19 protein-coding genes, 2 tRNA genes and 4 pseudogenes are annotated in these 23,521 nt (G+C 72.2%); 12 read left to right on the plus strand and 13 right to left on the minus strand.

The features are described from left to right. Positions 1-6: 6 nt before the first annotated feature. Positions 7-639 carry a hypothetical protein gene (locus tag ACWEQL_RS09610; RefSeq protein WP_452149641.1) on the plus strand — a complete coding sequence of 211 codons (633 nt, stop codon included), beginning with the start codon at positions 7-9 and terminating at the stop codon, positions 637-639. A gap of 46 nt (positions 640-685) precedes the next feature. On the opposite strand, the gene ACWEQL_RS09615 is transcribed toward ACWEQL_RS09610, so the two are convergent. Further along, positions 686-1,201, minus strand: a complete 516-nt coding sequence (locus tag ACWEQL_RS09615) for a hypothetical protein (RefSeq protein WP_452149642.1) — start codon at positions 1,199-1,201, stop codon at positions 686-688. A 281-nt stretch (positions 1,202-1,482) separates the two neighbouring features. Between ACWEQL_RS09615 and ACWEQL_RS09620 the strand changes: the two genes are divergently transcribed. The 4 genes and pseudogenes from ACWEQL_RS09620 to ACWEQL_RS09635 all read left to right on the plus strand — a co-directional run. After that, positions 1,483-2,313 carry a sortase domain-containing protein gene (locus ACWEQL_RS09620; RefSeq protein ID WP_452149643.1) on the plus strand — a complete coding sequence of 277 codons (831 nt, stop codon included), beginning with the start codon at positions 1,483-1,485 and terminating at the stop codon, positions 2,311-2,313. A 47-nt stretch (positions 2,314-2,360) separates the two neighbouring features. Continuing rightward, positions 2,361-2,852, plus strand: a complete 492-nt coding sequence (locus ACWEQL_RS09625; protein WP_452149644.1) for an HIT family protein — start codon at positions 2,361-2,363, stop codon at positions 2,850-2,852. Between the two features lie 118 nt (positions 2,853-2,970). Continuing rightward, entirely contained in the window at positions 2,971-3,753 is a 783-nt protein-coding gene (locus tag ACWEQL_RS09630; protein ID WP_452149645.1) for a hypothetical protein, read from the plus strand. Continuing rightward, positions 3,753-3,991, plus strand: a pseudogene (locus ACWEQL_RS09635) (mycothiol transferase); the annotation flags it as partial. The gene ACWEQL_RS09630 and the pseudogene ACWEQL_RS09635, both read left to right, overlap by 1 nt. 5 nt (positions 3,992-3,996) lie before the next feature. Here the strand turns inward: ACWEQL_RS09635 and ACWEQL_RS09640 are convergent. Next, the gene (locus ACWEQL_RS09640) at positions 3,997-4,575 is read right to left on the minus strand and encodes a hypothetical protein (protein WP_452149679.1); all 579 of its coding nucleotides are present in this window, start codon (positions 4,573-4,575) and stop codon (positions 3,997-3,999) included. A 258-nt stretch (positions 4,576-4,833) separates the two neighbouring features. Between ACWEQL_RS09640 and ACWEQL_RS09645 the strand changes: the two genes are divergently transcribed. Then, positions 4,834-5,508 carry a lipoprotein gene (locus ACWEQL_RS09645; protein ID WP_452149675.1) on the plus strand — a complete coding sequence of 225 codons (675 nt, stop codon included), beginning with the start codon at positions 4,834-4,836 and terminating at the stop codon, positions 5,506-5,508. 18 nt (positions 5,509-5,526) lie between these two features. On the opposite strand, the gene ACWEQL_RS09650 is transcribed toward ACWEQL_RS09645, so the two are convergent. The 3 genes from ACWEQL_RS09650 to ACWEQL_RS09660 all read right to left on the minus strand — a co-directional run bounded on the left by ACWEQL_RS09650 (position 5,527) and on the right by ACWEQL_RS09660 (position 7,101). Beyond that, on the minus strand, positions 5,527-5,838 hold the full coding sequence (locus ACWEQL_RS09650) for a hypothetical protein (RefSeq protein WP_452149646.1): 312 nt from the start codon (positions 5,836-5,838) through the stop codon (positions 5,527-5,529). A 193-nt stretch (positions 5,839-6,031) separates the two neighbouring features. After that, positions 6,032-6,541: a hypothetical protein gene (locus tag ACWEQL_RS09655; RefSeq protein WP_452149647.1), complete on the minus strand. Its 510-nt coding sequence runs from the start codon at positions 6,539-6,541 to the stop codon at positions 6,032-6,034. 167 nt (positions 6,542-6,708) lie between these two features. Beyond that, positions 6,709-7,101: a nuclear transport factor 2 family protein gene (locus ACWEQL_RS09660; protein ID WP_452149648.1), complete on the minus strand. Its 393-nt coding sequence runs from the start codon at positions 7,099-7,101 to the stop codon at positions 6,709-6,711. Between the two features lie 256 nt (positions 7,102-7,357). On the opposite strand from ACWEQL_RS09660, the gene ACWEQL_RS09665 reads away from it, so the two are divergent. Continuing rightward, a complete protein-coding gene (locus ACWEQL_RS09665; RefSeq protein WP_452149649.1) occupies positions 7,358-7,555 on the plus strand; it encodes a hypothetical protein in 198 nt (65 codons plus the stop codon). A gap of 44 nt (positions 7,556-7,599) precedes the next feature. Here ACWEQL_RS09665 and ACWEQL_RS09670 read toward each other — a convergent pair whose 3' ends face one another. Then, positions 7,600-8,925: a WD40 repeat domain-containing protein gene (locus tag ACWEQL_RS09670; protein WP_452149650.1), complete on the minus strand. Its 1,326-nt coding sequence runs from the start codon at positions 8,923-8,925 to the stop codon at positions 7,600-7,602. Positions 8,926-9,212: 287 nt separating this feature from the next. Further along, positions 9,213-10,190, minus strand: a complete 978-nt coding sequence (locus ACWEQL_RS09675) for a phosphotransferase family protein (RefSeq protein WP_452149651.1) — start codon at positions 10,188-10,190, stop codon at positions 9,213-9,215. A 550-nt stretch (positions 10,191-10,740) separates the two neighbouring features. On the opposite strand from ACWEQL_RS09675, the gene ACWEQL_RS09680 reads away from it, so the two are divergent. From ACWEQL_RS09680 to ACWEQL_RS09700, 5 genes and pseudogenes are all read left to right on the plus strand, one after another. Further along, on the plus strand, positions 10,741-11,112 hold the full coding sequence (locus ACWEQL_RS09680; protein WP_452149652.1) for a hypothetical protein: 372 nt from the start codon (positions 10,741-10,743) through the stop codon (positions 11,110-11,112). Positions 11,113-11,141: 29 nt separating this feature from the next. Continuing rightward, positions 11,142-15,230 carry a tetratricopeptide repeat protein gene (locus ACWEQL_RS09685; RefSeq protein ID WP_452149653.1) on the plus strand — a complete coding sequence of 1,363 codons (4,089 nt, stop codon included), beginning with the start codon at positions 11,142-11,144 and terminating at the stop codon, positions 15,228-15,230. A gap of 1,664 nt (positions 15,231-16,894) precedes the next feature. After that, entirely contained in the window at positions 16,895-17,554 is a 660-nt protein-coding gene (locus tag ACWEQL_RS09690; RefSeq protein ID WP_452149654.1) for a hypothetical protein, read from the plus strand. Positions 17,555-17,816: 262 nt separating this feature from the next. Continuing rightward, positions 17,817-17,921 (plus strand): annotated as a pseudogene (locus ACWEQL_RS09695) (hypothetical protein); the annotation flags it as partial. 33 nt (positions 17,922-17,954) lie between these two features. After that, positions 17,955-18,520 (plus strand): annotated as a pseudogene (locus tag ACWEQL_RS09700) (IS30 family transposase); the annotation flags it as partial. A gap of 221 nt (positions 18,521-18,741) precedes the next feature. Here ACWEQL_RS09700 and ACWEQL_RS09705 read toward each other — a convergent pair. The 6 genes and pseudogenes from ACWEQL_RS09705 to ACWEQL_RS09730 all read right to left on the minus strand — a co-directional run bounded on the left by ACWEQL_RS09705 (position 18,742) and on the right by ACWEQL_RS09730 (position 23,468). Next, positions 18,742-19,893: an ATP-binding protein gene (locus ACWEQL_RS09705; RefSeq protein ID WP_452149655.1), complete on the minus strand. Its 1,152-nt coding sequence runs from the start codon at positions 19,891-19,893 to the stop codon at positions 18,742-18,744. A gap of 487 nt (positions 19,894-20,380) precedes the next feature. Next, complete coding sequence (rho, locus tag ACWEQL_RS09710) at positions 20,381-21,688, minus strand: transcription termination factor Rho (protein WP_452149676.1); 1,308 nt, start codon at positions 21,686-21,688, stop codon at positions 20,381-20,383. Beyond that, a pseudogene (locus ACWEQL_RS09715) lies at positions 21,671-22,087 on the minus strand (hypothetical protein); the annotation flags it as partial. The pseudogene ACWEQL_RS09715 and the gene rho, both read right to left, overlap by 18 nt. Positions 22,088-22,258: 171 nt before the next feature. Further along, a tRNA-Tyr gene (locus ACWEQL_RS09720) sits at positions 22,259-22,338 on the minus strand. Between the two features lie 113 nt (positions 22,339-22,451). Beyond that, positions 22,452-22,522: transfer RNA gene (locus tag ACWEQL_RS09725), tRNA-Gln, on the minus strand. Positions 22,523-22,745: 223 nt separating this feature from the next. Beyond that, positions 22,746-23,468 carry a MerR family transcriptional regulator gene (locus ACWEQL_RS09730; protein ID WP_452149656.1) on the minus strand — a complete coding sequence of 241 codons (723 nt, stop codon included), beginning with the start codon at positions 23,466-23,468 and terminating at the stop codon, positions 22,746-22,748. Positions 23,469-23,521 lie beyond the last annotated feature (53 nt).

Consider the following 23,521-nt stretch of genomic DNA (forward strand, 5'->3'; position numbering starts at 1 on the left):
CGGGCCATGGGCCTGAACATCGTGGTCGGCGAGCTCGCCGACGTCGAGGACGACGCCGACGTCGTCCGTGCCGGGATCGGCGAGCTGCTGGAGCGCGCGGGAGCGCACCCGTGGACCGGGCCCGACCGCCCCGGGGTCGAGCGCACGGTGTTCGAGTCGTGGGGCTACTCGGGCCTGCACGCCGTTCGCCGACTCGCCGTTCACCTCGCGGAGAGCGGCCGCCTGCCCGAGCCGCTGGACGAGAACCGCCGTGCGACCGCCGACCTGCTCCTCGGCACGGTCCAGGGGACTCCTCCCGGCGAAACCCCAGGGCCGTTCGACCATCTGATCCATCATTCGGACCACGCGGGTCACTACGTCCCCGTGGACTTCGCCCACGTCATCGTCGCCGACAGCGCACCGGGCGGCCATCTCGGTTCCTCGGTGCGACTTCTGGCGGAAACCCGTCGGCTCGCCGAAGCCCTCGGTCTGCCCGAGGACCTCGATCCGCACTCCGAGGAGGTCTTCGAGGCCGCCGACGCCGAGGAGCCCGCCACGGAGGGGTGGCAGCGCTACGGCGTCGAATCGTATGTCTGCCTGCAACTCCTCCAGGCGGCGAAACTCTCGATCGCGACCGGAGCCGCGATCACCTTCACCTGAGGGCGACGTCATCGGAGAGCACCATCGCCTGTGCGAAACGCGCCGCTCACGCCGTCCCGGTGGCGTGCCCCCGTTCGGGCGCGAGGGTGATCACCAGGGCGGCCAGGCTGACCGCGAGCAGTGGCACGAGCACGGCGAGGGCCCGCACACCGAACGGGTCGGGGAAGATCGCGTCGACACCGTAGACCGCCACCAGGGCGGTGACCAGCGGCGTGAGCACCGTACGGACGGGGGCCCGCCCCGGGCCCCGGCGCAGCCGGCGGGCCGAGACCGCCCAGGCCCAGCCGGCCAGCCCCGCCACGACGAGGATCATCACGGCGCCGACCGTCACCACGAGGTCGTCCAGCTGGGCGCTCTCCGCCTCGGCGGCGCCCCACTGCTCCCGCGGCGGCAGCGGATGCCGCAGGCTCGGCCGTGCCACCAGCACGTACAGCGGCGCGATCGCCCAGAACACCGCGCCGGCCCGCATCAGCCGGACGGACACGGCCGTCCGGTCCGGACGTACGGTCCCGGTCCCGGTTCCCACCCGCATGGCGACCCTCTCGATCATGTGGTCGAACATGGCATCGAGCCTCCCCGACGCCGCCCGATGGGGGCATGAGTACGGGTACTCACATTCCCCGGGTCGTGACACCGGCCCCCGCGGGCGCCCTGCCGGGACCCGAGCGTGTCAGGCCCGTCGCGGTGGGTGCCCGGGCGGGCGGGTCGTGGACCTGGGAAGATAACGAGAAGCGAACGCTTGGCCGCCGCGGGCCCCGGGGCCCGCCGTCGGGGACCGGCGGCGAGGCACCATGGCAGCTCCGGGGGGAACCAGTCACCCCGCGCAGGAAGTCGTCACCCGAAGTGCCCGTACCGAAGATCCTCGCCGCCTCGCTGACCGCGGCGGCCCTCGCCGTCGTCGTGGGCTGCTCGGGCGCCCCGAGCGGCGCCCCGAGCGGCGCCGGGACGGCCGAGCGCCCGGCCACCTCGTCGCCGTCCGTGAGCGCCGGCGCGACGACCGCCACCCCCACGCCCTCACTCTCGCCGGCCACCACGCCCACCCCGACCGCGTCCCCGACCACCGGCCCGGCGGCGAGCCCCTCGACCGGCCCGGCAGCGAGCCCCTCGACCGGCCCGGCGGCCGCCTCGCCGTCCGCCCCCGACCGTACGGCCGCCCGGACCGAGGCCGCGGTGCTCGCCATCCCGTCCATCGGGGTGTCGGGGCTGAAGGTGGTCCCCTACCAGGGCACCACGGACGACGCCGCCGGCACCCGGATCCAGGACCGCGGGGTGGCCGCCAGCCCCTACGGCGAGCAGGGCGGCATCGGCCCGGGCGAGGTGGGCAACTACCTGGTCACCGCGCACCGGCTCTCCGCCGGCGGCCCGCTGCGGGAGCTGCCCTCCGTCCGCGAGGGGGACACCGTGGTCGTCACCCTGGGCGGCACCGCGTACGAGTACGTGATCACCGAGACCCGGAGCACCTCGTTCCGCTCCCCGGCCTCCCTCGCGCAGCAGCGCGCGGCCGTCCCCGGCCGTCCGGGCGCCCCGGCGGTCAGTCCGATGATCACCATCTCGACCTGCGCCACACCCGAGGACAACGCCGTGGGCAACCGCTGGCGGGACGCCAACGGCAACCCCGAGCACCGCATCGACAAGGTCGGCATGCTGCGCGCCACCCGCCCCGCGACCGGCTGACGGCGCCGGCGCCGGCGCCCGGCGGGCCGTGTGTAGGGTCGCCGGTCATGACGGACGAGACGAGCAAGGCGGACGACTGGCGGCGGGACCGGATCGGCAACGCGCTCCGCGGCACCAACCCGACGGTGCTCCGGAGGCTGGAGGCCGGGTTCGCGGTGATCGGGGACACCCAGTTCCTGCCCGGGTACTCCGTGCTGCTGGTGGACGACCCCACGGTCCGGCGGCTGTCGGAGCTCCCGCGAACCGCACGGCTGGCGTTCCTGTCCGACATGGACAGGCTTGGCGAGGCCGTCGAGCGCGCCTGCGCGCGGCTGGATCCGGCCTTCCGGCGGGTCAACCTGGAGATCCTCGGGAACACCGACCCGTTCCTGCACGCGCACGTCTGGCCGCGGTTCGACTGGGAGCCGGCCGAGCTGGCGGGCCGGCCCGTGTGGCTGTACCCGCGCGAGCGGTGGAGCGACGAGCGGCACGCGCTCGGCCCGCGGCACGGGGCCCTGCGGACGGCGATCGGCGAGGAACTGGACCGGCTCGCCCCATGACCGTCCCGCGTCGGAGCCGGGTCCGGAACCGCGGCCGGAGCCGGAGTCACGGCCCCGGCCGCGGCCGGAATCGGAGCCGGGTGACCGACGCCGTTCGGCCGGGTCCTAGCCTGACCCCATGACGCAGCACGAGGACTTCCGGGTGGGCGACGTGCTCTCCGTCGCCTGCCCGTTCACCCCGGCCCGGGTCGAGCGGGGCGTGACCTGGGATCACCTGGGGGTGGTCTGGCCGTGGTGGCGGCCGGACCCCGACAGCGCCTCCCACTGGAACGGTGTCGTGGCCCTGAGCGTCGACCTGCGCACCCGGGAATGGGCCGAGACGGAGCTGTTCCGCACCGACCCGCCGCCGGAGAGGCTGGAGGCGGGTGACCCGTGCCTGCTCGGCGTACCACCGACCGTGGTCCACGTCACCGAGGTCGACCGCTTCGACCCCCCGTGGGACACCGGCTGGCTGCCCCGCCCGGAGCTGCGCGTCGAGGTGCTGCCCCGGGGGGTGTCCGACCGCGAGGTCCCCGAGGGCAGCGAGGACGAGGGCCCGTGCTTCGAGATCCACCCGGGCGACGGCATACCGTTCACCTTCGAGCTGCTGTTCCGGCCGTACGGATTCCTGCGGCCGGGCGACGAGGTGGCCGACGCCGCGGGGCGGGCCCTGCGCTTCGACGGCCCGTGGGAGTGGCACGCCTTCGACGGCGACGGCGCTCCCGCCGGCCCCGAGTGGCCGCTGACGCTCCTGACCCGCGACGGGACGCCCGCCGGCCCGGCCGACGCGGCGGAGGTGGCCGGGGCGACGGCGGCCGGCTCCCACGGGGAGACGCTCCGGCGCTGGACCCGTCTCACCGACGCCACCCCCCTCGGCGCCTCGACCGGGTCGTCGGCGCCCGCTGCTACGGCCGGCGGGTGATGCGAACCGTGCCCCGCACCGGGGGCGAGAAGGAGAGCCCGCACATCAGCCTCGACCGGCACCGGGACGCCGTCCTGTGGAAGCTCGACGGCCTCGACGACCTCGGCACCTCCTGGAACGGCACCACGTGTCGATGCGCTGGGTGCTGATCCACATGATCGAGGACACCGCGCGGCACGCGGGCCGCACGGACATCCTGCGCGAGCTCACCGACGGGGCGTCAGCCCGGCGACCGGCGGGCCGTCAGAGCCCGAAGTGCGCCACGGCGCGCTCGGCGACCTCGCCGGGCTCCAGGTGCGTGTTGTCGATCCGCAGGTGCGACTCGGGAATGTGGGCGAAGTCGTCGGCCGAGTTGAGGCGGTACCGGGCGTCCATGCTGACCAGGTTGTGGTTCGACCACTCCAAGTCCCGCTTGGACGCCTTCTCCGCCAGCCGGGACTCACCGGCGTTGCGCACCAGCCGGACGTCCTGGTCGGCCGACAGCTCCAGGAACAGCACCTGCGCCCCGCGCTCGCGGAACGGCGCCGAGTACCGCTCGACCAGCGCCGCGTCCTCGGGGTCGTCGAAGTCCCAGACGAGGGTGAACACCACACCGGGCAGGTCGCTCCCGGCGGCCTCCGCGAAGATCTGCTCACGGAAGGCGTGGTTGAGCCGCTGGAACTGCGGCGACTCGTACGGGAACAGCCGCAGCAACGGCTCGATGGTCAGGTGGTTGTGGAAGAGCTTGAACCCCGTGCGCTCGGCGATCGCCGCGCCCACGGTCATCTTCCCCACGGCGGCCGGGCCGACGACGAAGAGCAGAGCCGGAGTGCTGTCAGACATCGCCCCAGCATAGGACCCCGGATGATCTTCGTCGAGACCGGTCCGCGCCGGATCCGGGGTTCCCTCCACTCATAGGTTCCGGGCGGGACTGCGGATGTTCTACGTCGAGGACCACTGCTGAGCACGCCGGTCGTGAAGGCAAAGCAGTTGCCGGCCGTGGTCGGGGCCACGTATCGTCCGTTCCCGTTTCGTCGATCACGAAGGAAGTCGTACGTGCAAGGGTCAGTGGGGCGCGGCGTGCTGAGCGCCGTTGTGGCGGTGGGGGTTCTGGCGGGCTGTTCGTCGGCGGGTGGTGCGAGCGGTACGGCCACCCCGGCGGCCACGTCCGCGGCGGCGGGTACGGCGTCGGCGGGTACTGCGGCGGCCTCGACGGGTGCGGGCGGTACGGCAGGCGCGGGCGGTACGGCGACCGCCACCGCGCCCGCGCCCGTGGCGCAGTCGGCGGGCCGGATCGGGGGGCCCGGGACGGCGTGCCGATTGCCGGTCACCTTCGAGGTCGCGAAGGACTGGAAGCCGAAGCCGGTGTCCGCCGACTCGGCCGCCGCACTCGGCCCGCTGGCCACCCGGGGCCCGCTCACCGTCGTCTGCGAGGTCGACGCCAAGCCGGCCGGCGTGATCGGCTTCCTCCAGGTCTGGACGGGCAAGCCGGGCAGCGACGACGCGAACCGGATCGCCAAGGACTTCATCGCCGCGGACCCCTCGATCCTCAAGAGCGAGTTCCGTGAGGTCAAGGCCAACCAGTTCGACGCCGTCGAGGTCTCGTACACCACGCACAGCAAGCTCCTCGACGAGGACAGGGAGGAGCGCGCGTTGGTGGTCGTCACCCCGCAGGGCCCGGTCCTGCTGCGCCTCGGCGGACTCGACAGCGAGGAGCACACCCAGATGCTCCCCGCACTGTTCCTGGCCCGGGACACCCTGAAGCCCGGGGAGTAGCCGTACCCGGGGCCGGGCTCAGGAGAGCTCCGTGGTGTCCACGACCTCGTAGACGCCCTTGACCACCGTCTCCTCGATCAGGGCCTCGACGCGATCGTGCCGGGCGCGCTCGCCGGCGGCGACGGACACGCCGGCGAGCACCGCCTCGACCTCCTCGCGCGAGGCGTCGATGACGGCGTACGAGACGACTTCGCGCGGGTCGTCCAGCCGGAGCGCGTGCGACACGCGGACGGGTCGCCCGAAGTGGTGGGGCTCCGCGAGCCAGGCCTCCTTGAACTGCTCGAACGTCACTCCGGGGCGGAGCCGCCTGACCAGCACCGAAACGATCATCGTCGCCCTCCGGGAGCGTCCCTCCGGCGGTCGGTGACGGCCGGCGCCCTCCATCCTGTCAGGACGGTCCCGGGTCCGCCGCCCAGGCCGGCGGACCCTCATCCGCATCGGGACCGCCCGGTGCTGCGCACCTGCACGGCGGCGGTGACCATGCGGGTGCCCTGATCCCAGCCCATGTGCCCCTGATCGCAGCTCACGTACCCTGCTCCCGCCTCGCGTGCCCGGGTGGTACCGAGGCGCGTAGCCGACGGATGGTCCGCAGGAGCTCGTCCCGGTGCTTGGCCGACTTCATCCAGGCCGGAAGCCGTTCCACCATGCTCATCGATCCCGGGACGGCCGCGCGCTCGCGCAGCGTCGCCCCGATGTAGCCCTCCAGCAGGTCGAGATGGGCGAGGTTGTACGCCCACAGCCGCCTTCCGCCGCAGCAGTCCGCGACGAGCCGGAGCGGCAGCCGGAAGTAGGGGTCGACGGGACCACCGAAACCCCGGCAGTCCTGGAACTCGTCCCGGACGTACCCGCAGCCGCACCGCAGCCGGCGGCGCGTGTACTCGCGTCCGCCGATCCAGCGGTGCTCGCACTCCCCCAGCCGCGCGAGGACGAGCGCGCATCCACCGCACGCCGGACAGCGGACGAGCACCTCGTCGGCGAACTCGTGCACCCTGACCCCGGGATCGGTGAACCGGCCCGTCGGCCTGCCTTCCACCCCTGCCTTCACCTGCCCTCGTGTCCACCTGCGCCGCCCCGATGGTACGGGCCCGCGGGTCGCGGGGTCATGGCGCTCAGGGAGCGGGCGCGGCTCCCGGCGCCGCTGCGGGGTGGTGGCGGCCGGTCGGACATCGCGGGTACCGATGACGGCGGCACCCACGTCGTTCACCCGGCCGCCGCCTCGGCCGCTATCCGGTCGAACTGGGCGCCCATCGCCTCGGACAGGGCCTGGGCGGCGGACAGCGGGCGGACCATCACGGTGAACTCGTCGATGAGGCCGTCCTCGTCGAAGTGCAGGAAGTCGCAGCCGTGGATCTGCCGGCCGGCGACGGTGGCGGTGAAGACGAAGGCGTGGTCGCGACCGTCCGGGGCGGCGATCTCGCGGACGTAGGTGAAGTCCTCGAAGACGCGCATCACTCCGCGCAGGATCGCCGCGGTGATCGCCTTCCCCGGGTAGGGCTTGAAGGCGACGGGGCTGGTGAAGACGACGTTCTCGGCGAGCAGGGCGGCAATGGCCTCCTCGTCGCGGTCCTCGACGGCCTGGCGGAAGGAGTGCACGAAGGGCTCCTCTGTAGTCGCAAATTTGAATAGGTGTGCCCGCGAGTATGGAGGGAGGGAGGCGGGATGTCCAGACCGCGGGCAGCCCCCGTCCGGCGGTGATCGCCCACGGACACCGCCCCGGGCATGTGCGACCGCCGGGTGGCGGGGTCCCGCCCAGGGTGCCCGGCGCAAGGCGCCGACGCAGTGCCGGGAAGGGAAGGAGGAGGGGAAGGGTGGGCGAGGACGGAGTCGAACCGTCACAGCCGAAGCGGGGGTGTTACAGGCCCGCCACGAGGTCCTGGAACTGCCCCGCGTGCTCCTGATGATCGAGGCCGACAACGCCCCCGGCATCGCCGTCGCCCGGGCGCTCGGCTTCCGCCTCACCGACGACGAGCCGAAGGAGTTCCCCGGCAAGGGCCGCCCCCTCATCCTGCAGACCTGGGCCCACGACCTCGTCTCCCCGCCGTCCTGACCCGTGCGCAGCGGGCCCGCCGACTGCGCGCCGCCGGGCGCCGGTCAGCGGGGGGACAGCAGGGCGAGTTCCGAACCGAACGCCACCAGCAGCCCGCCCTCCGGCGCCGCGCCCAACGCCCCGATCGCGAACGGGAACACCAGCGGCGGTCCGACCCGGCTCCCGTCGGCCACGTCCCACAACCGGACCGTGCCGTCCGTGCTCCCGGTGACGAGCAGGGTGCGTCCGGCGACCGTGACGGACGTCGTGGCGCACACCTGGCCGCTCAGGCCCCGGAGCGGGACGGACGGTTCCCACAGCGGCCCCAGCCGGACCGTGCCCGAGTCGTCCGCGGCGACGCCCAGGGCGCGACCGTCCACCACCAGGGTCGCGACCACCGCGCCGTCCTCGACCAGGGGCAGCACCGTCCAGTCGAGCATGCTGCACTCGGGCCGGACGTTCGACGGTTCCGGCGTGCCCAGCGTGTCCTCACCGCTGCCCGTGAAGGGGTCGCCGACGTTCCAGGACCTCGCCGAGCCCCACGCGTCACCGCTGACGACCATCAGGCGGCCGTCCACCACGGCCGCCGTCAGCGCCCACACCGCGGTGACGTGGCCGAGGACAGGGGCCCCGATGGCGCCGAGCTCCTTGCCGGGGGCCAGGTCCCACACCCGGACCCAGCCGTCGCCGCCGCCGGTGACCGCCACGGTGCGGCCGTCGACGACCGCGGTCGCCACCGACCACACCTCTCCCTCGTGCCCGCGCAGCGGCTCGCCGAGCTGCTCGCCCGCTGCCGGATCCCACACGCGGACGCATCCGTCCTCGCCGCCAGTGACCACCACCGTGCGACCTCCGACGACCGCGGTCGCCACCGCCAGGACCCTGCCCTCGTGCCCGCGCAGCGGCTCGCCGACCAGCTCGCCGGAAGCCAGGTCCCGCAACACGACTTCGCCGTCCTGGGATCCGGTGACGGCCAGCGCCCCGCCGTCCCCCACGGCGGCCGCCACCGCGTGCACCGTCGAACCCCGGCCGGTCACGGCGTGGCGGAACCGGCAATTCTCCCGGCCGGTGACCCAGTCGACGCCCCACTGCGCGGCGGGCTCCCCGGGCACCGGTACCTCGATGATTCGCGCGGCAAGCTCCGGGGCGTAGTTGCGCGCGGCGCACAGGGCCAGCGCCTGCCGGCGCACGGCCACCGAGTACCCGGCGTGCAGCCGAGCCGCAGCGGCGTACGCACGTGCAGCCTGTCGGGGCTCACCGGGCAGATCATCGTCGAGCAGCGGCACGATCTGCTCCGGATCCGCGTTCACCAGGAACCCGGGGTGCGTCAACCGTTCCTCCGCCGAAGCGGATTCGGCCCAGGCTGCCTCGTACGTCAGATCACCCTTCATGATCGGCAGCCTACTCGGACCCACCGTCACCAGCCGTCCCGCCCGCAGGCCCCGGACGGTCACGGCAGGCCCACCCCGGCCCGTCACCGCAGGACGACGCCGACGCCCCGGTCCGCGTCGGTCACCGAACCCGACCGCTGGTACCAGTCGTCTCCACCGACGCGCGGCCACGCAGTGAAAGTGATCGACATGCTGCCGGGTCGGCGATGCGGACACCGTATCCACACCCGTCCGCGCATGTCGGCCGGAAGCGATGCGGTCGGGGCTGTGCCCCGGACCGTCTTGGTTCAGCCCGGCATGTCCATCAGGGAGGTGAGATAGGCGTCCAGTCGTTGCTCCACGGCTCGTGTCGTCAGTTCGGTCCGTCCTGCCTCCCGCCATGGCTGTGTCACCCACGGCACTTCCTCCGAGAACGCCAGTGGCTCCCGGACCTGCCAGTACAGCCGCTCGTCCGCGGCTGCGGCCAGCGTCCCGCCGGCCTCCTGGTAGGCCTCGGTGAAGCGCAGGCCCCATGCCGGGCCGTGCAGCAGTGCGAGGTTGGTGGCGCAGTGTGCCACGTCGAGGTCCGCCGGGCCCCAGGAGGCCGCCGCCCAGTCGACGACACCGGTGATCCGGGGGCGGGTGTCGGCGGGATCGGCCGGGTTCTCGGGCGGCGGGTCGAACAGTACGTTGCCGGGCTGGAAGTCCCGGTGCAGGAACCGTCCTTCGTAGCGCGGCGCGGGTTTGCGGATCACGTCGATCGCGGCGGCCCAGACCGCGGTGTCGGCGTGTTCGGGGGTCACGACCGTGTCGGCGGTCGTCAGTGCCACGTACTTCCGGGGCCGGACGGCCGGCCGCAGCGCGTGGAGCGCCACGAGTTGACGGGCCAGCAGGGGCAGGCGCGTCTCCAGCCCCTCGTCGTCGAGGACCGTGCGGCCCGGCAGGTGGGTCATGAGGAGCGAGGGGTACTCGCAGTGCGTGGCGGTCGGATCGACGGCGACGAGTCCGGGAGCCGGTACGGTGGTGCCGGTGAGCGTGGTCAGGGCGTGGGCCTCCCTGTGCAGGAGGTCCTCGGTGGGCCCCTGCCGGGTCGGGTCGACGAAGGAGCGCAGCACCAGGTGCCGGGTGCCGCCGTCCCGCGTGCCGATGGTCAGCCTGCGCACGTCGGCGGTGGCGCCGCCGTGCAGTGCCTCGGCTGCGACGATCCGCTCGCCGGCCTCCAGGTGCCGGCGTACCCAGGCCAGCGTCAACGGTCGGACAGTCGCCGCCTCATCATGATCGGTCACCGTGCCACCTCATCATCCGGACGGCGGCACGCGCGAACCCTTACGGGCCTGTCCGCAAGCCAGCGTGCAGGTGGTGGGTGGGGAAGTCGGGCGAGCAGGACCGTCCGCGCCCAGGGCGCGGGGCGGGCTTCAACGGCTGACGGCCGCGCCGGTCTCCGCCCGGGCGACCCGCGGTGGGAGACACGGCTGCTCCATGTCAAGCTCCACCCCGTGAAGGGCCGGACCAACTGCTCGGCGCCTTCATCACCGAAGCTGAGCTGCCATCAGCCCATGAGAGCGACCCCGTTCTGGTGCGACACATTGCCGAGTGTGCCAGCAGCAGTACATCGAGCTCGGAGGCCCGGCCCACGAGAGCTCAGAAACCCGGCGAGGGAACCGGCGGTGGTCGGATGAGGCTGGAACCGCTCGGCCGGTGCCACGAACCGACCCTCGTGACCACGATTTTCGCTCATGGGCACTGCCTGGACGAGTAGAGGTGCTATCACCGGGGAATCACTGGCGCACCGGGGTGGGTGCTCGCGGGTCTGGGACAGGCCTGACGGGGAGGGGGATGACGTTGTCACGTGGATGGACCGTCGCGGTGATCGTGGTGGCGGTGGTGGGAATCGCCTCGACTCCCGTGTTCTGGTTGATGGACGGCCCGGACACCGGGCAGCTGGTCGGTGCGTCGGTTCAGGGCGCGGCGGGTATTGTCGCCTTGGTCTGGGGCGTTCTCCAGCATCGGTCCGCGGCGTCGGGGTTCGGCTCGATCGATACGGCCGTCCGCACCGGCGCGGCTGAGGCGGCCGATGGTGGAGTGGCCAGGACCGGCGTGCGCCGCCCGAACGGCTCGGGCGGCGGGGGCTCCCGGGCGGAGCGGACCGGGAACGCTACGGCCACCGGGCAGGGAAGCACGGCCGTGACCGGCATCGACCACAGCTGAACCACACAACCGCCAAACGGGGGACGGCCGTGAAGAAGGCCAGGGAGTGGTGGCGCAGTCGCTCGGCCGTGCCGCGGGAGTCGCAACGGCCGGAGAGCGGCGATCCGCAGCCGACGGTACAGGTCGTCGAGTCCGGCGATGCCCGGGCCGAAGCTGGCGGGCGCGCCGTGACGGGCTTTCACGGGCCGGCCCCGGACGAGGTCCGCCCGTTTCTGCTCTCGCGCACCGGCAACGCCGTTGCGATCGGCCGCAACTCCGTGGCCGTCTCCGGAGTCATCATGCAGGAACGGCGGAAGCCCGTGCCGCTACCCCTCCGGATCAACGTGCCGCCCCGTGCCAGCTACTTCCAGGACCGCAGGAGGGACGACCTCGAACTCCGGGAGGCCCTTGCGAACCCGGGGGCCATCGTTCTGGCGGGAACCGGAGGGGCGGGCAAGACTCAGGTCGCCGCCGACCACGCCAACCGCCTGTGGAAGGGCGGCCGCCTGGACCTGGCGATCTGGGTGAACGCCTCCGCCCGCCAAGGCGTCGTCGATGCGTACGCCTGGGCGGCCGCCCGTCTGCTCGGCGCCGACTCGGACGACAGCGAGCGGGCGGCTCACGAGTTCCTGGACTGGCTTCACCTCAAGCCGGGCCGGTCCTTACGGTGGTTGGTCATTCTGGACGACGTCGCCGACCCCAGGGACCTCACAGGTCTTTGGCCGCCGGACGCCCCCGACTCCCAGATCCTGGTAACCACCCGACGCCGCGACGCCTCACTCATCAGAGGCCGACGTCTCGTACCCGTCGGCATGTTCACCGTCGATCAGGCCATTGCCTATCTCCGCGACGCCATGGCGCCCGCCGAGCGCAGCGACGCGGCCGAGGATCTCCAGCTCCTGGCCGCCGATCTGGGACACCTCCCGCTGGCTCTGTCGCAGGCCTCCGCCTACTTGGTCGACGCCGCCGGCCTCGACATCGCCGACTACCGCACCCGGCTCGCCGATCGTGCCCGCTCCCTGGCCGACCTCTTCCCCGAATCCGCGCAAGTCGACAACTACCCCATCTCGGTGGCTGCCGCCTGGTCGCTCTCCATGGAGCGTGCCGACCAGATGCAGCCCCGGGGACTGGCACGGCCACTGCTCCAACTCGCCTCCGCTCTCGCTCCCAGTGGCATTCCGAGCAGCGTGTTCACCGGCCCGCCGGCTCTGGCCCATGTGGGCCTCTATAAGGACAGCGGCTCCGAACCCGCCGAGGTGACCGCAGAGCAGGCTGTCGACGCCCTGTACACCCTTCACCGGCTGAGCCTGATCGACTTCACGCCCAGGACCGCACACCACGCCGTCCGAGTCCATCAGCTCATCCAGCGCGCCACCCTCGACTCGCTCAGCCCCGACCGACGCCACGAACTCGCCCGGACCGTGGCCGACGCGCTGCTCGTGTCCTGGCCCGACGTCGACCATGACACCGTCCTCGCCAATACCCTGCGCACCAACGCCACCGTGCTGATCAACCACGCCGGCAAGGCCCTGTACCGCCCCGACACCATCCACCCGCTGCTCGGCCGCCATGGCCACAGCCTTGAGCAGAGCGGCCGAGCAGTGGCCGCCCGCGACTACTTCCGGCAAGTGGCCGAGGACGCTGAGCGCCACCTGGGACCGGACCACCACGACACGCTGACCGCCCGCATCCACCTCGCCACCTGTGAGGGCGCTTCCGGCAACATCGCAGGCGCGGTCGCCAGCCATTCCGACCTGCTCGTCGACATGTTGCGGGTCCACGGCCGCGACCACTTCCACACCCTGTCCACCCGCAACAACCTCACCCTGTGGCGAAGCAAGACCGGCGACCACTCCGGTGCGGTCACCGCCTACGAAGAACTCCTCCACGATGTGACACGCGTGTTCGATCCTGACCACGAGATCGTCTGGACCGTGCGCAACAACCTCGCCTTCAGTCGCGGTGAGGCCGGTGACCCGACAGGCGCAGTTGCCGCATACCAGGAACTCCACCAGGATCTGCTGCGCATAGTGGACGGGGACCATCTCGAGCTCCTTACGGTCCGCCACAATCTGGCTCTCTGGCAGGGGCAATCGGGTGACGCTGCCGGGGCGCTCGCCGCGTTCGAAGGCCTGCTTCCCGACCTGGTGCGGCTGTTGGGGCCCGACCACCCCCATACATTGGCCACTCGCGGAAGCCTCGCTCGATGGCGCGGCAAGCTCGGCGATGCCGAGCGTGCTGTAACCGAGTTCGACGCACTGTTCGCGGACCGGCTTCGGGTCCATGGCCAGGACGATCCAAAAACCCTGGCCGCCCGTCACGGTCTGGCGGGCTCACGTGGGGACTCAGGGGACGCCTCCGGAGCAGTTGCCGACCTTGAGGCGCTCCTACCCGACATGCTGCGGGTGCTCGGGCCAGACCATCCCGACACACTCAGCACCCGCAACCAGCTCGCTCATTGGCGGGGAAAGCTCGGTGATCCCGCTGGAGCGGTCACCGCCCTCAGGGAGCTGGTCCTGAACCATGTGAGAGTTCTCGGCGCCGACCATCCCGACACACTCATTACCCGGAACAGCCTCGCCATTTTCCGCGGGGAGGCGGGGGATCCGGGGGCGGCAATCGCCTCCTTCGAGGAGCTCCTTCCTGACATGCTGCGCGTCCTGGGAGCGGACCATCCCGACACCCTCGCCGCCCGGAACAATCTCGCCGCAGCTCGGCAGGAAGCGGGGGACGCCGCAGGCGCAGCTGCCGCTTTCGAGAAACTCCTTGCGGACCAGACCCGGGTCAACGGCCCCGACCACCCCGACACCATCTCCGTGTGCAACCGACTCGCCTGGTCAATCAGCGCCTCCGGCAATGCCGCCGGGGCGGTCGCCGCGTTCGAGCGAGTGGTCACCTCCCAGCTTCGTGTGCGCGGGCCCGACCACTCCCACACCCTCGCCGCCCGACACAATCTCGCCGCGGCTCGGCAGGAAGCGGGGGACGCCGCGGGCGCGGCTGCCGCTTTCGAGGAGCTCCTCGCCGACAGGGTCCGGATCAACGGCCCCGACCACCCTGGCACCCTCGCAGCGCTGGGCCGCCTCGGCTCGTCACTGGGAGATGCCGGGGATGTCGATGGTGCGGTCCTGCGCTTCGAGGAACTCTGCGTCAGCCAGCAGAATGTCATGGGCCCCGATCACCCCAGCACCTTGAGCGCCCGCAACAACCTCGCCTACTGGCACGGGAACTCCGGAGACCACACAGGGGCGGCCGCCGCCATGCAGGGCGTCCTGGCCGACCGGCTGCGGGTGCTGGGTCCCGACCACCCCGACACCCTTCACTCCCGAATGAACCTCGCCTTCTGGCGTGTGAAGGCATGTGACGACCAAGGAGCGGCTGCCGCCTTCGGTGAACTGCTCGACGCGCAGTCTCGCCTCCTTGGCCCGGCCCATCCCGATACTCTGACCACTCAGGGGTTCGTGGCCTCGTGTCTCAGGAACGCCGGCGACGCGACAGGCGCGGCTGCTGTCTACGGGGACCTCCATGCCAAGCTGCTCCGGCTCAACGGCCCCGATCACCCCGACACCCTCGAGGTGTGCGAAGGGCTCGCCAACGCGCGCGGGGAAGCCGGTGACGCGGCCGGGGCCGCCGTGGCCTACCGGGACCTCCACGCGGGTCGCGTCCGCGTGCTGGGGTCCGACCACATCGACGCCCGAGACGCCTTGGCCGACACCGCCCTCTGGCTGCAGAGGGCGGAGGCCTGGTCCGAGGCGGTTACAGTGCTCGAGGACCTTCTCGTCATTAAGTCACGCGTGCTCGGCCCGGACCATCGAGTAACCATGTTGGTTCGTAGCAGCCTCGCGCACTGTCGGGGCGAGGCAGGTGATCCCGCAACTGCTGTCAGAGACCTGGAAGGCCTGCACGCCGATCAGGTGCGGGTGCTGGGCGAAGACCACCTGGACACACTGAACACCCGACACAAGTTCGCCCGGTGGCGAGGAAGTGCAGGCGACGCCGAAGGTGCCGCCGCGGTGATGCAAGTACAGCTGGCGAGTCTGCTGCGGGTCTATGGAGCGGACCACCCCTACACTCTCAAGGCCCGCCAAGTCCTTGCACACTGGAAGAACGAAGCCAACGGAGCCGGGGACCACGCCCGCTAGGCAGTTTCGTTTGGATCACCGGGCGGACCAGAGGAAGATGCCTGCGATGTGGAGCCCGGCCAGGTAGATGGCGGCGGTCTTCTCGTAGCGGGTCGCGATGCCGCGTCTGCGCGGGTGGTCGCGGATGGCGCGCGAGGAGGCCGGTCCGCGGGGCGGGACGGCCAGAAGACGGGGCGACGGAGACGTTGAGGACCGCGGCAGGGTCGGGGTAGTGGCGGCCCAACAGCGGTGGCCCGGGACGGCGGCCGGCCGACGAGCGGAAACCGGCCCGGCCGTCGGGAGGCCCGGCAGGGCTGGCCGGCTGGTCGATCCGGATGGAATGAGCTCCAGGAGCCGGAAGTGCTGGACAGGGTCGGCATGCCGTGAGTTGTGACGGGTGGGCGGCGCGCACCACTGAGCCGTGGCTGGCGGCGCCGGGCGGGCCCCGGCGGCGCGGCTCGCCGGGCTCTTGGTGACCGTACCGGGGGTCAGGGCGTGTGGCGGTGGACGGTACGGGGTTGGCGGCAGAGGTCCGGCGGGCGGCGCGAGGCCGGGGTCGGGGCGGCCGACAGGTGAGCGAACGTTGTCCCCGCCCCCGGGAGCCGGCAGCCCGACAGCGCAGCAGGGCGGGGACCGGGGCGGGCCCGGGGGGTGGCAGGGCCGGCGGCGGGCGGCGCAGCCCGGCGGCCAGGCGACGACGAGCCGACGAGACGGGCCCGGGTCCTGCGGGTGTGCTCGGCAGCAGCGGCTGGCCGGGCCCGAGGACGGAACCGCGGCCGAGACCGGACGAGGACGGCGGGAGGACGGCGCCACCGCCGTGATGCGGGCCGGGCAGCAGCCCGGGCCGGGGCCACGGCCAGGCGGCCGGGCGGGACGAGGTCGCAGCCGGGCGACCGGTCGGAACCTGGGCGGGCGGCGGTCGGATACCGGCGGCGGGCGCCGGGTGGACGGACGCCAGCACCGGCGGTGAAGGGGCGGCTGGTAGGGCCTGGGGGCGGGACCCGGCGCAGCCGGGCAGCCGACGAAGGACCGCAGGAACGTGAGCTCCGGGACCAAGGGCAAGACGGGCACACGCTCCCCCAGCGGCCGAGGCCCGCACGGCGGGACTGCGGGCCGGCGGCGGGCCCGGCTGGCGGTGCAGCGGCGCTCTGCGGCGGGCCCGGCTGGCGGTGCAGCGGCGCTCTGCGACGGGCCACTCGAACGCCGCGCCGCCACGCGTCGCCCTCCGGGAACCGGCTAGAACCGAGCTGTTGGGAGCCACCACGGGAACTCGGAAGGGCACGGTGGGTCATGCCGCTCACGTTCAATCTGGAGGTGCGCTGGGCCGACGGGCGGCGCGTCCACGTCCGATGCCGTGGCATCCCCGTGGTCCCGATGCGCTCGAACTCGGCCCCGGAGGACGCCCCGGCCATGGACGAGCTCGACGTCGCGTCCCTCGACAGCTTTCACCAATACCTGAGGACCGTCACCCAGCTGGTCCCCAATGCGGGCGCGGCGACGCCGGCTTCGATGCGGGCAAGCTCACCTTCGGCGTCCTACTGGCCGCGATCGGCGCCCTCGTCGGAGTTCTCGCCTTCGCGCGAGTCCTCGCACCCGTCCCCCTGGAAGACTCGAAGGTCCGGGGCCTCAAGCTGAGCCGGATCCCGGGGCAGCCTTACACGACCTTCACGGAGCTCAACGAGAACTTGCAGAAGGTGCGTACCGCCGCCGCCGAGAAGGATCTCAAGGCGAAGCAGTCCTGCGGCGCGGCCAACGCCGCCGACGCAGACGCCCAGCAGGCCGAGGCTGTGGCCACCGCAGCCGAAGTGGCGGCAGCGGCAGCGCCGGACAGCGAAGTCCTCCGGCGCCGCGCCCAGGAGACGCGCGCCAACGCCACCGACAAGCAACTCCTGGCCTCGGGCAAGGCGCGGGCGGCCGAGGCCGAGGAGACCAGCCTGGCGGTGTGGCTGGACCAGGTATCACGGCGGGAGGCCATTCGGCGCGACGCCTACCGACTGAAGGCGACCGACGTGGTAGGCCGCCGGTACCGCCAGGCGCTGGTCGCGGCGATCGCCTCGATGCTCATGATCGCCGGAGGGGTCACGCTACTCGGCCTCGCTCCTAGGCCGAAGGAGACCGTACAGTTGCCCCGCCTGGTGACGCTGACGCTCGACGACGCAGGCCAGAAGGCTCTCGGCTGCACCGCTCACACCCTCCAGGCCCTGCAGACCGGCGGCAGCGCAGCCGCCCCGACGGTGATCACCCTGGCCACGCCCGACTGCCCGGCCCGGACGGTGAAGTTCACCATCACACCGCCGCAGCCGCTTGGCACCGTGACCGTCGTGCCGGCCGACAAGGCGCCGTGAGATGGGTGTCCGCGAACCCTCGGAGGCACCCCGTCCCGCGCCGGGCGCACCGCAGGACGTCCGAGCAGTGTCCTGGGGCCTGGGCCCGGTCGTCCTCGTGGCCCTCGCGGCCGGCGCGTCGGCGTCCGTGGGCTCCGTCGCCGATTCGCACGACTGTGAGGATGGGGCCCTGAACGGTACCTTCAAGGCCGAACTGATCGAACATCAGGGACCGTAGCGGGACTTCGACGAGGTCGAGCGGGCCGTCTTCCAGCGGGTCGCGTGGTACAACGGTGAACGACTCCACTCCGCCCTGGGCTACGTCCCGCCCGACGAATACGAGCAGACGTACTGGACGCAACTGGAGCAAGTCCCGCAGACCGCTTGATCACACGATCGCGGACTCCACGAAACTCGGGGCAGCTCAGTCAGCCGGGAGATACGCCGCAACAGCACGGTGAATCCCCGCAGCCGGCGGCACTACCGGCCCCACGCCGCCCACGCCCGTGCCGAGGCCCGCAGGCCGCGTCCCAAGCCCGGCAAGATCGGCCGGAACCCGCAGTTGCGGGACTTCATCCCCGAGCGGCCGGAGATGCACGTGGTCCACGAGACGGCCTACCAGGCCCTCTCCATCCAGGGCCGCGGAGAGTTGCGCCGCGAGCTGGCCGCCGCCCTGCGAACCGGAAGAGCCCGGCGCAAGCCGAACCGGCAGGGCGCCTGCCGCCGGCCCGGATTCGCCACCCCGATGGTCATGATCAGTGAACGCCCCACCGAGGCGGAGGCCCGGGCCGTGGCCGGCCACTGGGAGGGCGACCTGATCATCGGCAAGGACGGCGGCTCGCGATCGGCACGCTGGTCGAGCGCGCCACCCGCTATGTGATGCTCCTGCACCTGCCGGGCGGCCGCACCGCCGAGCACGTGCGCGACTCCCTCGTGAAGACCGTGCAGACCCTGCCCGGCCACCTGGTGCGCTCGCTCACCTGGGACGTCCGCGATCGCCATCAGGCCGACGGGGCGACGGGGCAACGGGGCAACGGGGCAACGCCGAGCCGAGCGCGGGCCTGATCGATTCCCGGCCCGTCCGGACCGGCCGACACGATGCCTGCGGCGACCAGGGGGTTCGATGCAGGGAAGACCGTCCGTGCCCGCCAAAGCGCCCAGGCCGGGGCCATCCCCGCCTGGGCTTCGGTCTCTGCGGTGTGATGCCGTCAGTGGCGGGTGGTCATCGAGATCCGGGCGAGGACGGCGGCCGCCTGCGCCGGGTTGGCGTGGAGCCAGGCGGTCAGGTGCTCGCGGACGGCCTCGGCGACGCAGGCGCGGACGGGGCCGTTGCCCAGTCGGTCGCGGGTGGCCCCCTCGAACTCGGGATGATCGAGTTTCACCGACACGACCGCCGCCAGGCCCGCGCCGAGTTGGGTGGGGGCGAGGTCGGGGTCGGAGAGGGTGAGCAGCTGTTGCTCCCGGGCGTAGGCGTTGACCGCGGAGGCCAGGCCGTCGCGGAAGCCGAGCTCGTGTGTGCCGCCGCCGGTGGTCGGCCGGCTGTTGGCGTAGCTTGCGATTCGCTCCTCGTGGGAGTCGCACCAGCGAAGGGCCACCTCGATGGTCCCCTCCATTTCGGGGTACTCGCGTTCGAAGCCGATCACGTCCAGGTGGAGGGGGGCGCTCTGCTCGGCGATGTGGTCCTTCGGTCCGTTAGGGAAGCGGAGGCGGACGACCCTGGGCACCGCGGGGTCGCGGTCATCGATCAGGGTGATGTCCAACTCTCGGTTCAGGAAAGCCAGTTCCCTGAAGCGCTCGGCCAGCGTGTCGAACGAGAACTCCAGCGTCTGGAAGATTTCGGCGTCAGGCCGGAAGGTGATCGCGGTCCCACTGCCGCCGACTGGTCCGGTGTGGGTGCGCGGCGTGACGGCGACGCCTCGCTCGTACTCCAGGACCCAGTGGGCACCCTCACCTCGCACCTCGGCTGTCAGCCGGTCCGACAGCGCGTTGACGACGGCCAGTCCCACGCCGGAGTAGCCGCCGAACAGCGAGCGCCGGTTGGCAGGCTCTGCCCCGCAGCAGAGGACGGTCAACCGGCTCTCCAGTGAAGGGCCGTCGCCGTGGCCCGCGTGCTCGACCGGGAGGCCCGTGCCGTCGTCGGCGATGCGGACGTCGCCGTCGGCGGTGAGGGTGATCTCGACATGGCTGGCGGTGCCGCCGAGGATCTCGTCCAGCGCCGGCTCGGTGGCCTCGAACACCAGGTGGTGGAGGCCTCGTTCACCGACTGATCCGATGTACATCCCCGGCCGCTTCCGAACCGCCTCCAAGCCCTCCAGAACCACGATCGTGCTGGCGTCGTACGCCTTGGCTTCCTCGCTCATGATGCCCCCTCCGAGGGTGTTCGACAAAGCTCCCCCAGCCTAGGAGATTTCCGAAAGAACACCAGGTCAGAGCAAGTTTGGCGAGGTCACCGACGGGCTCCTGAGGGGCAATCGGGAGCACCCGGCCGGGAGCCGGTGCGCACTGCTCCCGCAATGCCGCCGCGGCCCTCTGGGCGCCGTCCGTGGCACCGTTTCGGGCGGCTGCGGGGGCACGAATTTCAAGAATTCTTCGCGTCGGCCCGGTGTGGTCGTGGATGACGAGTGAACCGGCCGGCTCCGCAGCCGCCTGGGCGATCACTACTCCCCCGTACTGCCTCCACTCGGCGACGCTCCAGCCAGGGCGGTCGGACCGAGACCGACGGCCGGGGCGTACCGGGTCGTGCGCGGCCCCGTACGATGCGGCCGAGGAGAGCGGGCATCGGCATCGTCCTGACGCGTTCGTCGGCGGAGCCGGCGCTGACGCTGTTGGTGGAGCGACCTGAAGCGGTCAACCGGCATGGGGCCGGGTCGCGGTCACCTGGCGGAGGAACTCGGTGTTGCTCATGGTCTTCTTCAGCCGGTCCTGGAGCAGTTCCATCGCCTGCTGGGTGTCCAGGCCGTTGAGCACGCGGCGCAGTGTCCAGGTTGCGGAGGTGCAGGCGGGGCCGAGGAGGAGTTCCTCGCGGCGGGTGCCGGAGGCCTGGATGTCGACGGCGGGGAAGATGCGCTTGTCCGCGAGCCTGCGGTCCAGGCGCAGCTCCATGTTGCCGGTGCTCTTGAACTCTTCGAAGATCAGGTCGTCCATGCGGGAGCCGGTGTCGACCAGGGCGGTGGCCACGATGGTCAGGGAGCCGCCGTTCTCGATGTTGCGTGCGGCGCCGAAGAACTTCTTCGGCCGGTGGATCGCCGCGGAGTCGAGGCCGCCGGTGAGGATGCGGCCGGAGGCGGGGGCTGCGGTGTTGTAGGCGCGGGCGAGCCGGGTGATCGAGTCGAGCAGCACGACCACGTCGTGCCCGAGTTCCACCAGGCGCTTGGCGCGCTCGATGGCGAGTTCGGCGACGGTGATGTGGTCGCGGGCGGGCCGGTCGAAGGTCGAGGAGATGACCTCGCCCTTGACCGAGCGCTGCATGTCGGTGACCTCCTCCGGACGTTCGTCGACCAGGACGACCATCAGGTGGGCCTCGGGGTGGTTTCGGGTGATCGCGTCCGCGATGGCCTGCACGATCATCGTCTTGCCGGTCTTCGGCGGCGCGACGATCAGAGCGCGTTGGCCCTTGCCGATCGGGGCGACCAGGTCGATGATGCGGCCGTTCAGCTGCCCCGGGTCGGTTTCCAGGCGCAGCCGCTGCTGCGGGTGGAGCGGCGTCAGCTTGGTGAACTCGGGGCGGTCGTGGGCCTGGCGGGCGGCTCGGCCGTTGACGGTGTCGATGTGGGCCAGGGCCGGGCGGCGGTCGCCGTTGCGGTGGGCTCCGATGGCTCCGGTCAGTACGTCGCCGGGGCGCAGGCCGAAGGTGCGCACCTGGGCCATGGACACGTACAGGTCCTCCGGCCCGGCCTGGTAGCCGGAGGTGCGCAGGAAGGCGTGGTCGTTGCGGATGTCCAGCACGCCGGCGGCCGGAACGAGGTCGCTCGTCGGGGTCGACGCGGCCTGGCGCGAGCGGCGGCCGGCCGGTGTCCGCCGTGACGGTACGTCCGGTGAGGTGCGGGGACCGGCGTCGCCGGCGGCCCGGGGGTTCGTGGCCGGAGGGGCGGTGGCGCGTTGGGCGGTGATCGCATCGACGAGCTCGCCCTTGCGAAGCCGTGCGGCGCCCGGGATGCCGAGGGTGGAGGCGAGTTGGTGGAGCTCGGCGCGCAGCAGGCCGTCCAGCGCGGGGTGGCCGGTGGCCGGTTCCCGCAGGGCGGTTCGGGATGTGGTCGATGGTTCGGTCGTGGTGCTCACGAGAGGGTCCTCCCCTGGAGGTGGTGTCGAAGGGCGGCAGGGCCAGGTGGGCCGTGCAGCTCCAGGCGTGCCGGAACGGGTCGGTGTCCCGGCAGGGCCGGCTGCGGCATGGTCGGCGCGGTGTCGCCACGCGACCTGGGCCTGCGCATGGTGCGACGCCGAAAGCCGGTGTCGCTGTGATCTGCGGTGCGGTCTCCGCTGGCAGGAAGTGCGTCTGCCGATTTCTCGACCGCGATCAGTTCGCGGGAGGGAGTGGAGTGCTCCGTTGCCGACCATGATAGCAGGGCCTGTCGATCGCGCCCTTGGGATTCGGCGGGATCCTCCGGTTCAGCGGCCCAGGTCGGATGGAGCCGTAGCGGCCCATCCGGCATCCTGGATGGCGGGCGCCGAGCGGCCGGAGCAGGGTGAAGGCCGACGCCGCTGTGGTTTTGGCGATCGGGGTTCGGGTGGGCGAGGACGGAGTCGAACCGTCACAGCCGAAGCGGGGGCTTTACAGGCCCTTGGGCTCTCCGGTGCCCAGCTCGCCCCTGTGGTGAACCGTGTGTGTTGTGCGGAGGGTGCGCCGATCGAACGCGGAGGGTGGGCCCGGGGGCGCGGTGAGCTTCCGGTCGACGCTTCGGGTACCGCGATCGGTACCGTGCTGCCGGGCGAGGATTCGAACCCCGATCTCCTGATCCAGAGTCAGGCGTGCTGCCGTTGCACCATCCGGCACTGCGGGGCGGCATGCGAAAGAGCCGCCCGTACGGGGACTCCCCCGCGGGCGGCTCGACCGGTCAACCGGTCACCGTGCTGCGGGACATCCCCTGTGACGCTGATAGCGGGAGAGGGCCTGATACGGCTGGCTGGTCGTGGCGTTCACCGTGCTCTCCTCCCTGTTCCGCGTGCGGTGTCGATGTGCACACTCTGCCGCAGGCCCGTCGGGCCGGACAACCGATTATTCGGAGCCGCCGTCCGCCGACCCGGCCGCCGACAGTGCCAGCAGTGCGCTCAGCTCGGCGGCCCCGTCGAGGAGGGCCCTGGAGCGGGCCGCGAGGCCCGTGCGGCGCGCCGCCAGTGCGGTGGTGACCTGCTCCGTTCCGCGCGCGTCGCGCAGCTGCGGCAGTAGGGCCCGCAGGGGCTCGACGCGGTAGCCGGCCCGGCGCAGCTGGTGGACGATCCGCGCGTCCCGGACCTGGTCGGGTGCGTACCGGCGGGCGCCGCGTACCGGGTCGCGGTCGGGTACGACCAGGCCCTCCGCGTGCCAGTGGCGCAGGGTCGAGGGGCGGACGCCCAGCGCGTCGGCGAGTTCGGAGACTGTCATCGTGTCGGACGGGCGGATGTCGTCGATCGGCTCGCCGGAGATCGCCCGGGCGGCCTCCTCGGCCAGCCGTAGTTCCGCGCGTTCGGTGTGGAGGCGGGCGTGCGCGGCGTCGAGCAGGACCAGGACGTCCTGCGAGGCGGGGAAGGCGTGTGCGGCGCGGACGATCCGTTTCGCCTCGGTCGGGCCGGTGCCCGCCGCGAGGGCGCGGTAGGCCAGCGCGCCGCGCAGGTGCGGTTCGCCGTAGACCCGGTACCCGGTGGCCGTACGTGTCGCGGGTGGGAGAACGCCGTCGCGTTCGAGGTTGCGCACCTGCTGGACGGAGCATCCGGCGCGTCGTGCGACGTCGATGGTCCGCATGGCCGCTGTTTGGAGACCTGGCATCCTCACACCCCCTTGGTTCCCGGTGGTTT

This window comes from Kitasatospora sp. NPDC004240, from assembly GCF_053603215.1.

What these genes read in the sequence shown, in the direction of transcription:
- ACWEQL_RS09610 (WP_452149641.1), top strand. Translation starts at nt 7, where the DNA reads ATGGGCCTGAACATCGTGGTCGGCGAGCTCGCCGACGTCGAGGACGAC.
- ACWEQL_RS09615 (WP_452149642.1), bottom strand. Translation starts at nt 1,201, where the DNA reads ATGTTCGACCACATGATCGAGAGGGTCGCCATGCGGGTGGGAACCGGG.
- ACWEQL_RS09625 (WP_452149644.1), top strand. Translation starts at nt 2,361, where the DNA reads ATGACGGACGAGACGAGCAAGGCGGACGACTGGCGGCGGGACCGGATC.
- ACWEQL_RS09630 (WP_452149645.1), top strand. Translation starts at nt 2,971, where the DNA reads ATGACGCAGCACGAGGACTTCCGGGTGGGCGACGTGCTCTCCGTCGCC.
- ACWEQL_RS09640 (WP_452149679.1), bottom strand. Translation starts at nt 4,575, where the DNA reads ATGTCTGACAGCACTCCGGCTCTGCTCTTCGTCGTCGGCCCGGCCGCC.
- ACWEQL_RS09650 (WP_452149646.1), bottom strand. Translation starts at nt 5,838, where the DNA reads ATGATCGTTTCGGTGCTGGTCAGGCGGCTCCGCCCCGGAGTGACGTTC.
- ACWEQL_RS09670 (WP_452149650.1), bottom strand. Translation starts at nt 8,925, where the DNA reads ATGAAGGGTGATCTGACGTACGAGGCAGCCTGGGCCGAATCCGCTTCG.
- ACWEQL_RS09680 (WP_452149652.1), top strand. Translation starts at nt 10,741, where the DNA reads ATGACGTTGTCACGTGGATGGACCGTCGCGGTGATCGTGGTGGCGGTG.
- ACWEQL_RS09705 (WP_452149655.1), bottom strand. Translation starts at nt 19,893, where the DNA reads ATGAGCGAGGAAGCCAAGGCGTACGACGCCAGCACGATCGTGGTTCTG.
- ACWEQL_RS09730 (WP_452149656.1), bottom strand. Translation starts at nt 23,468, where the DNA reads ATGCGGACCATCGACGTCGCACGACGCGCCGGATGCTCCGTCCAGCAG.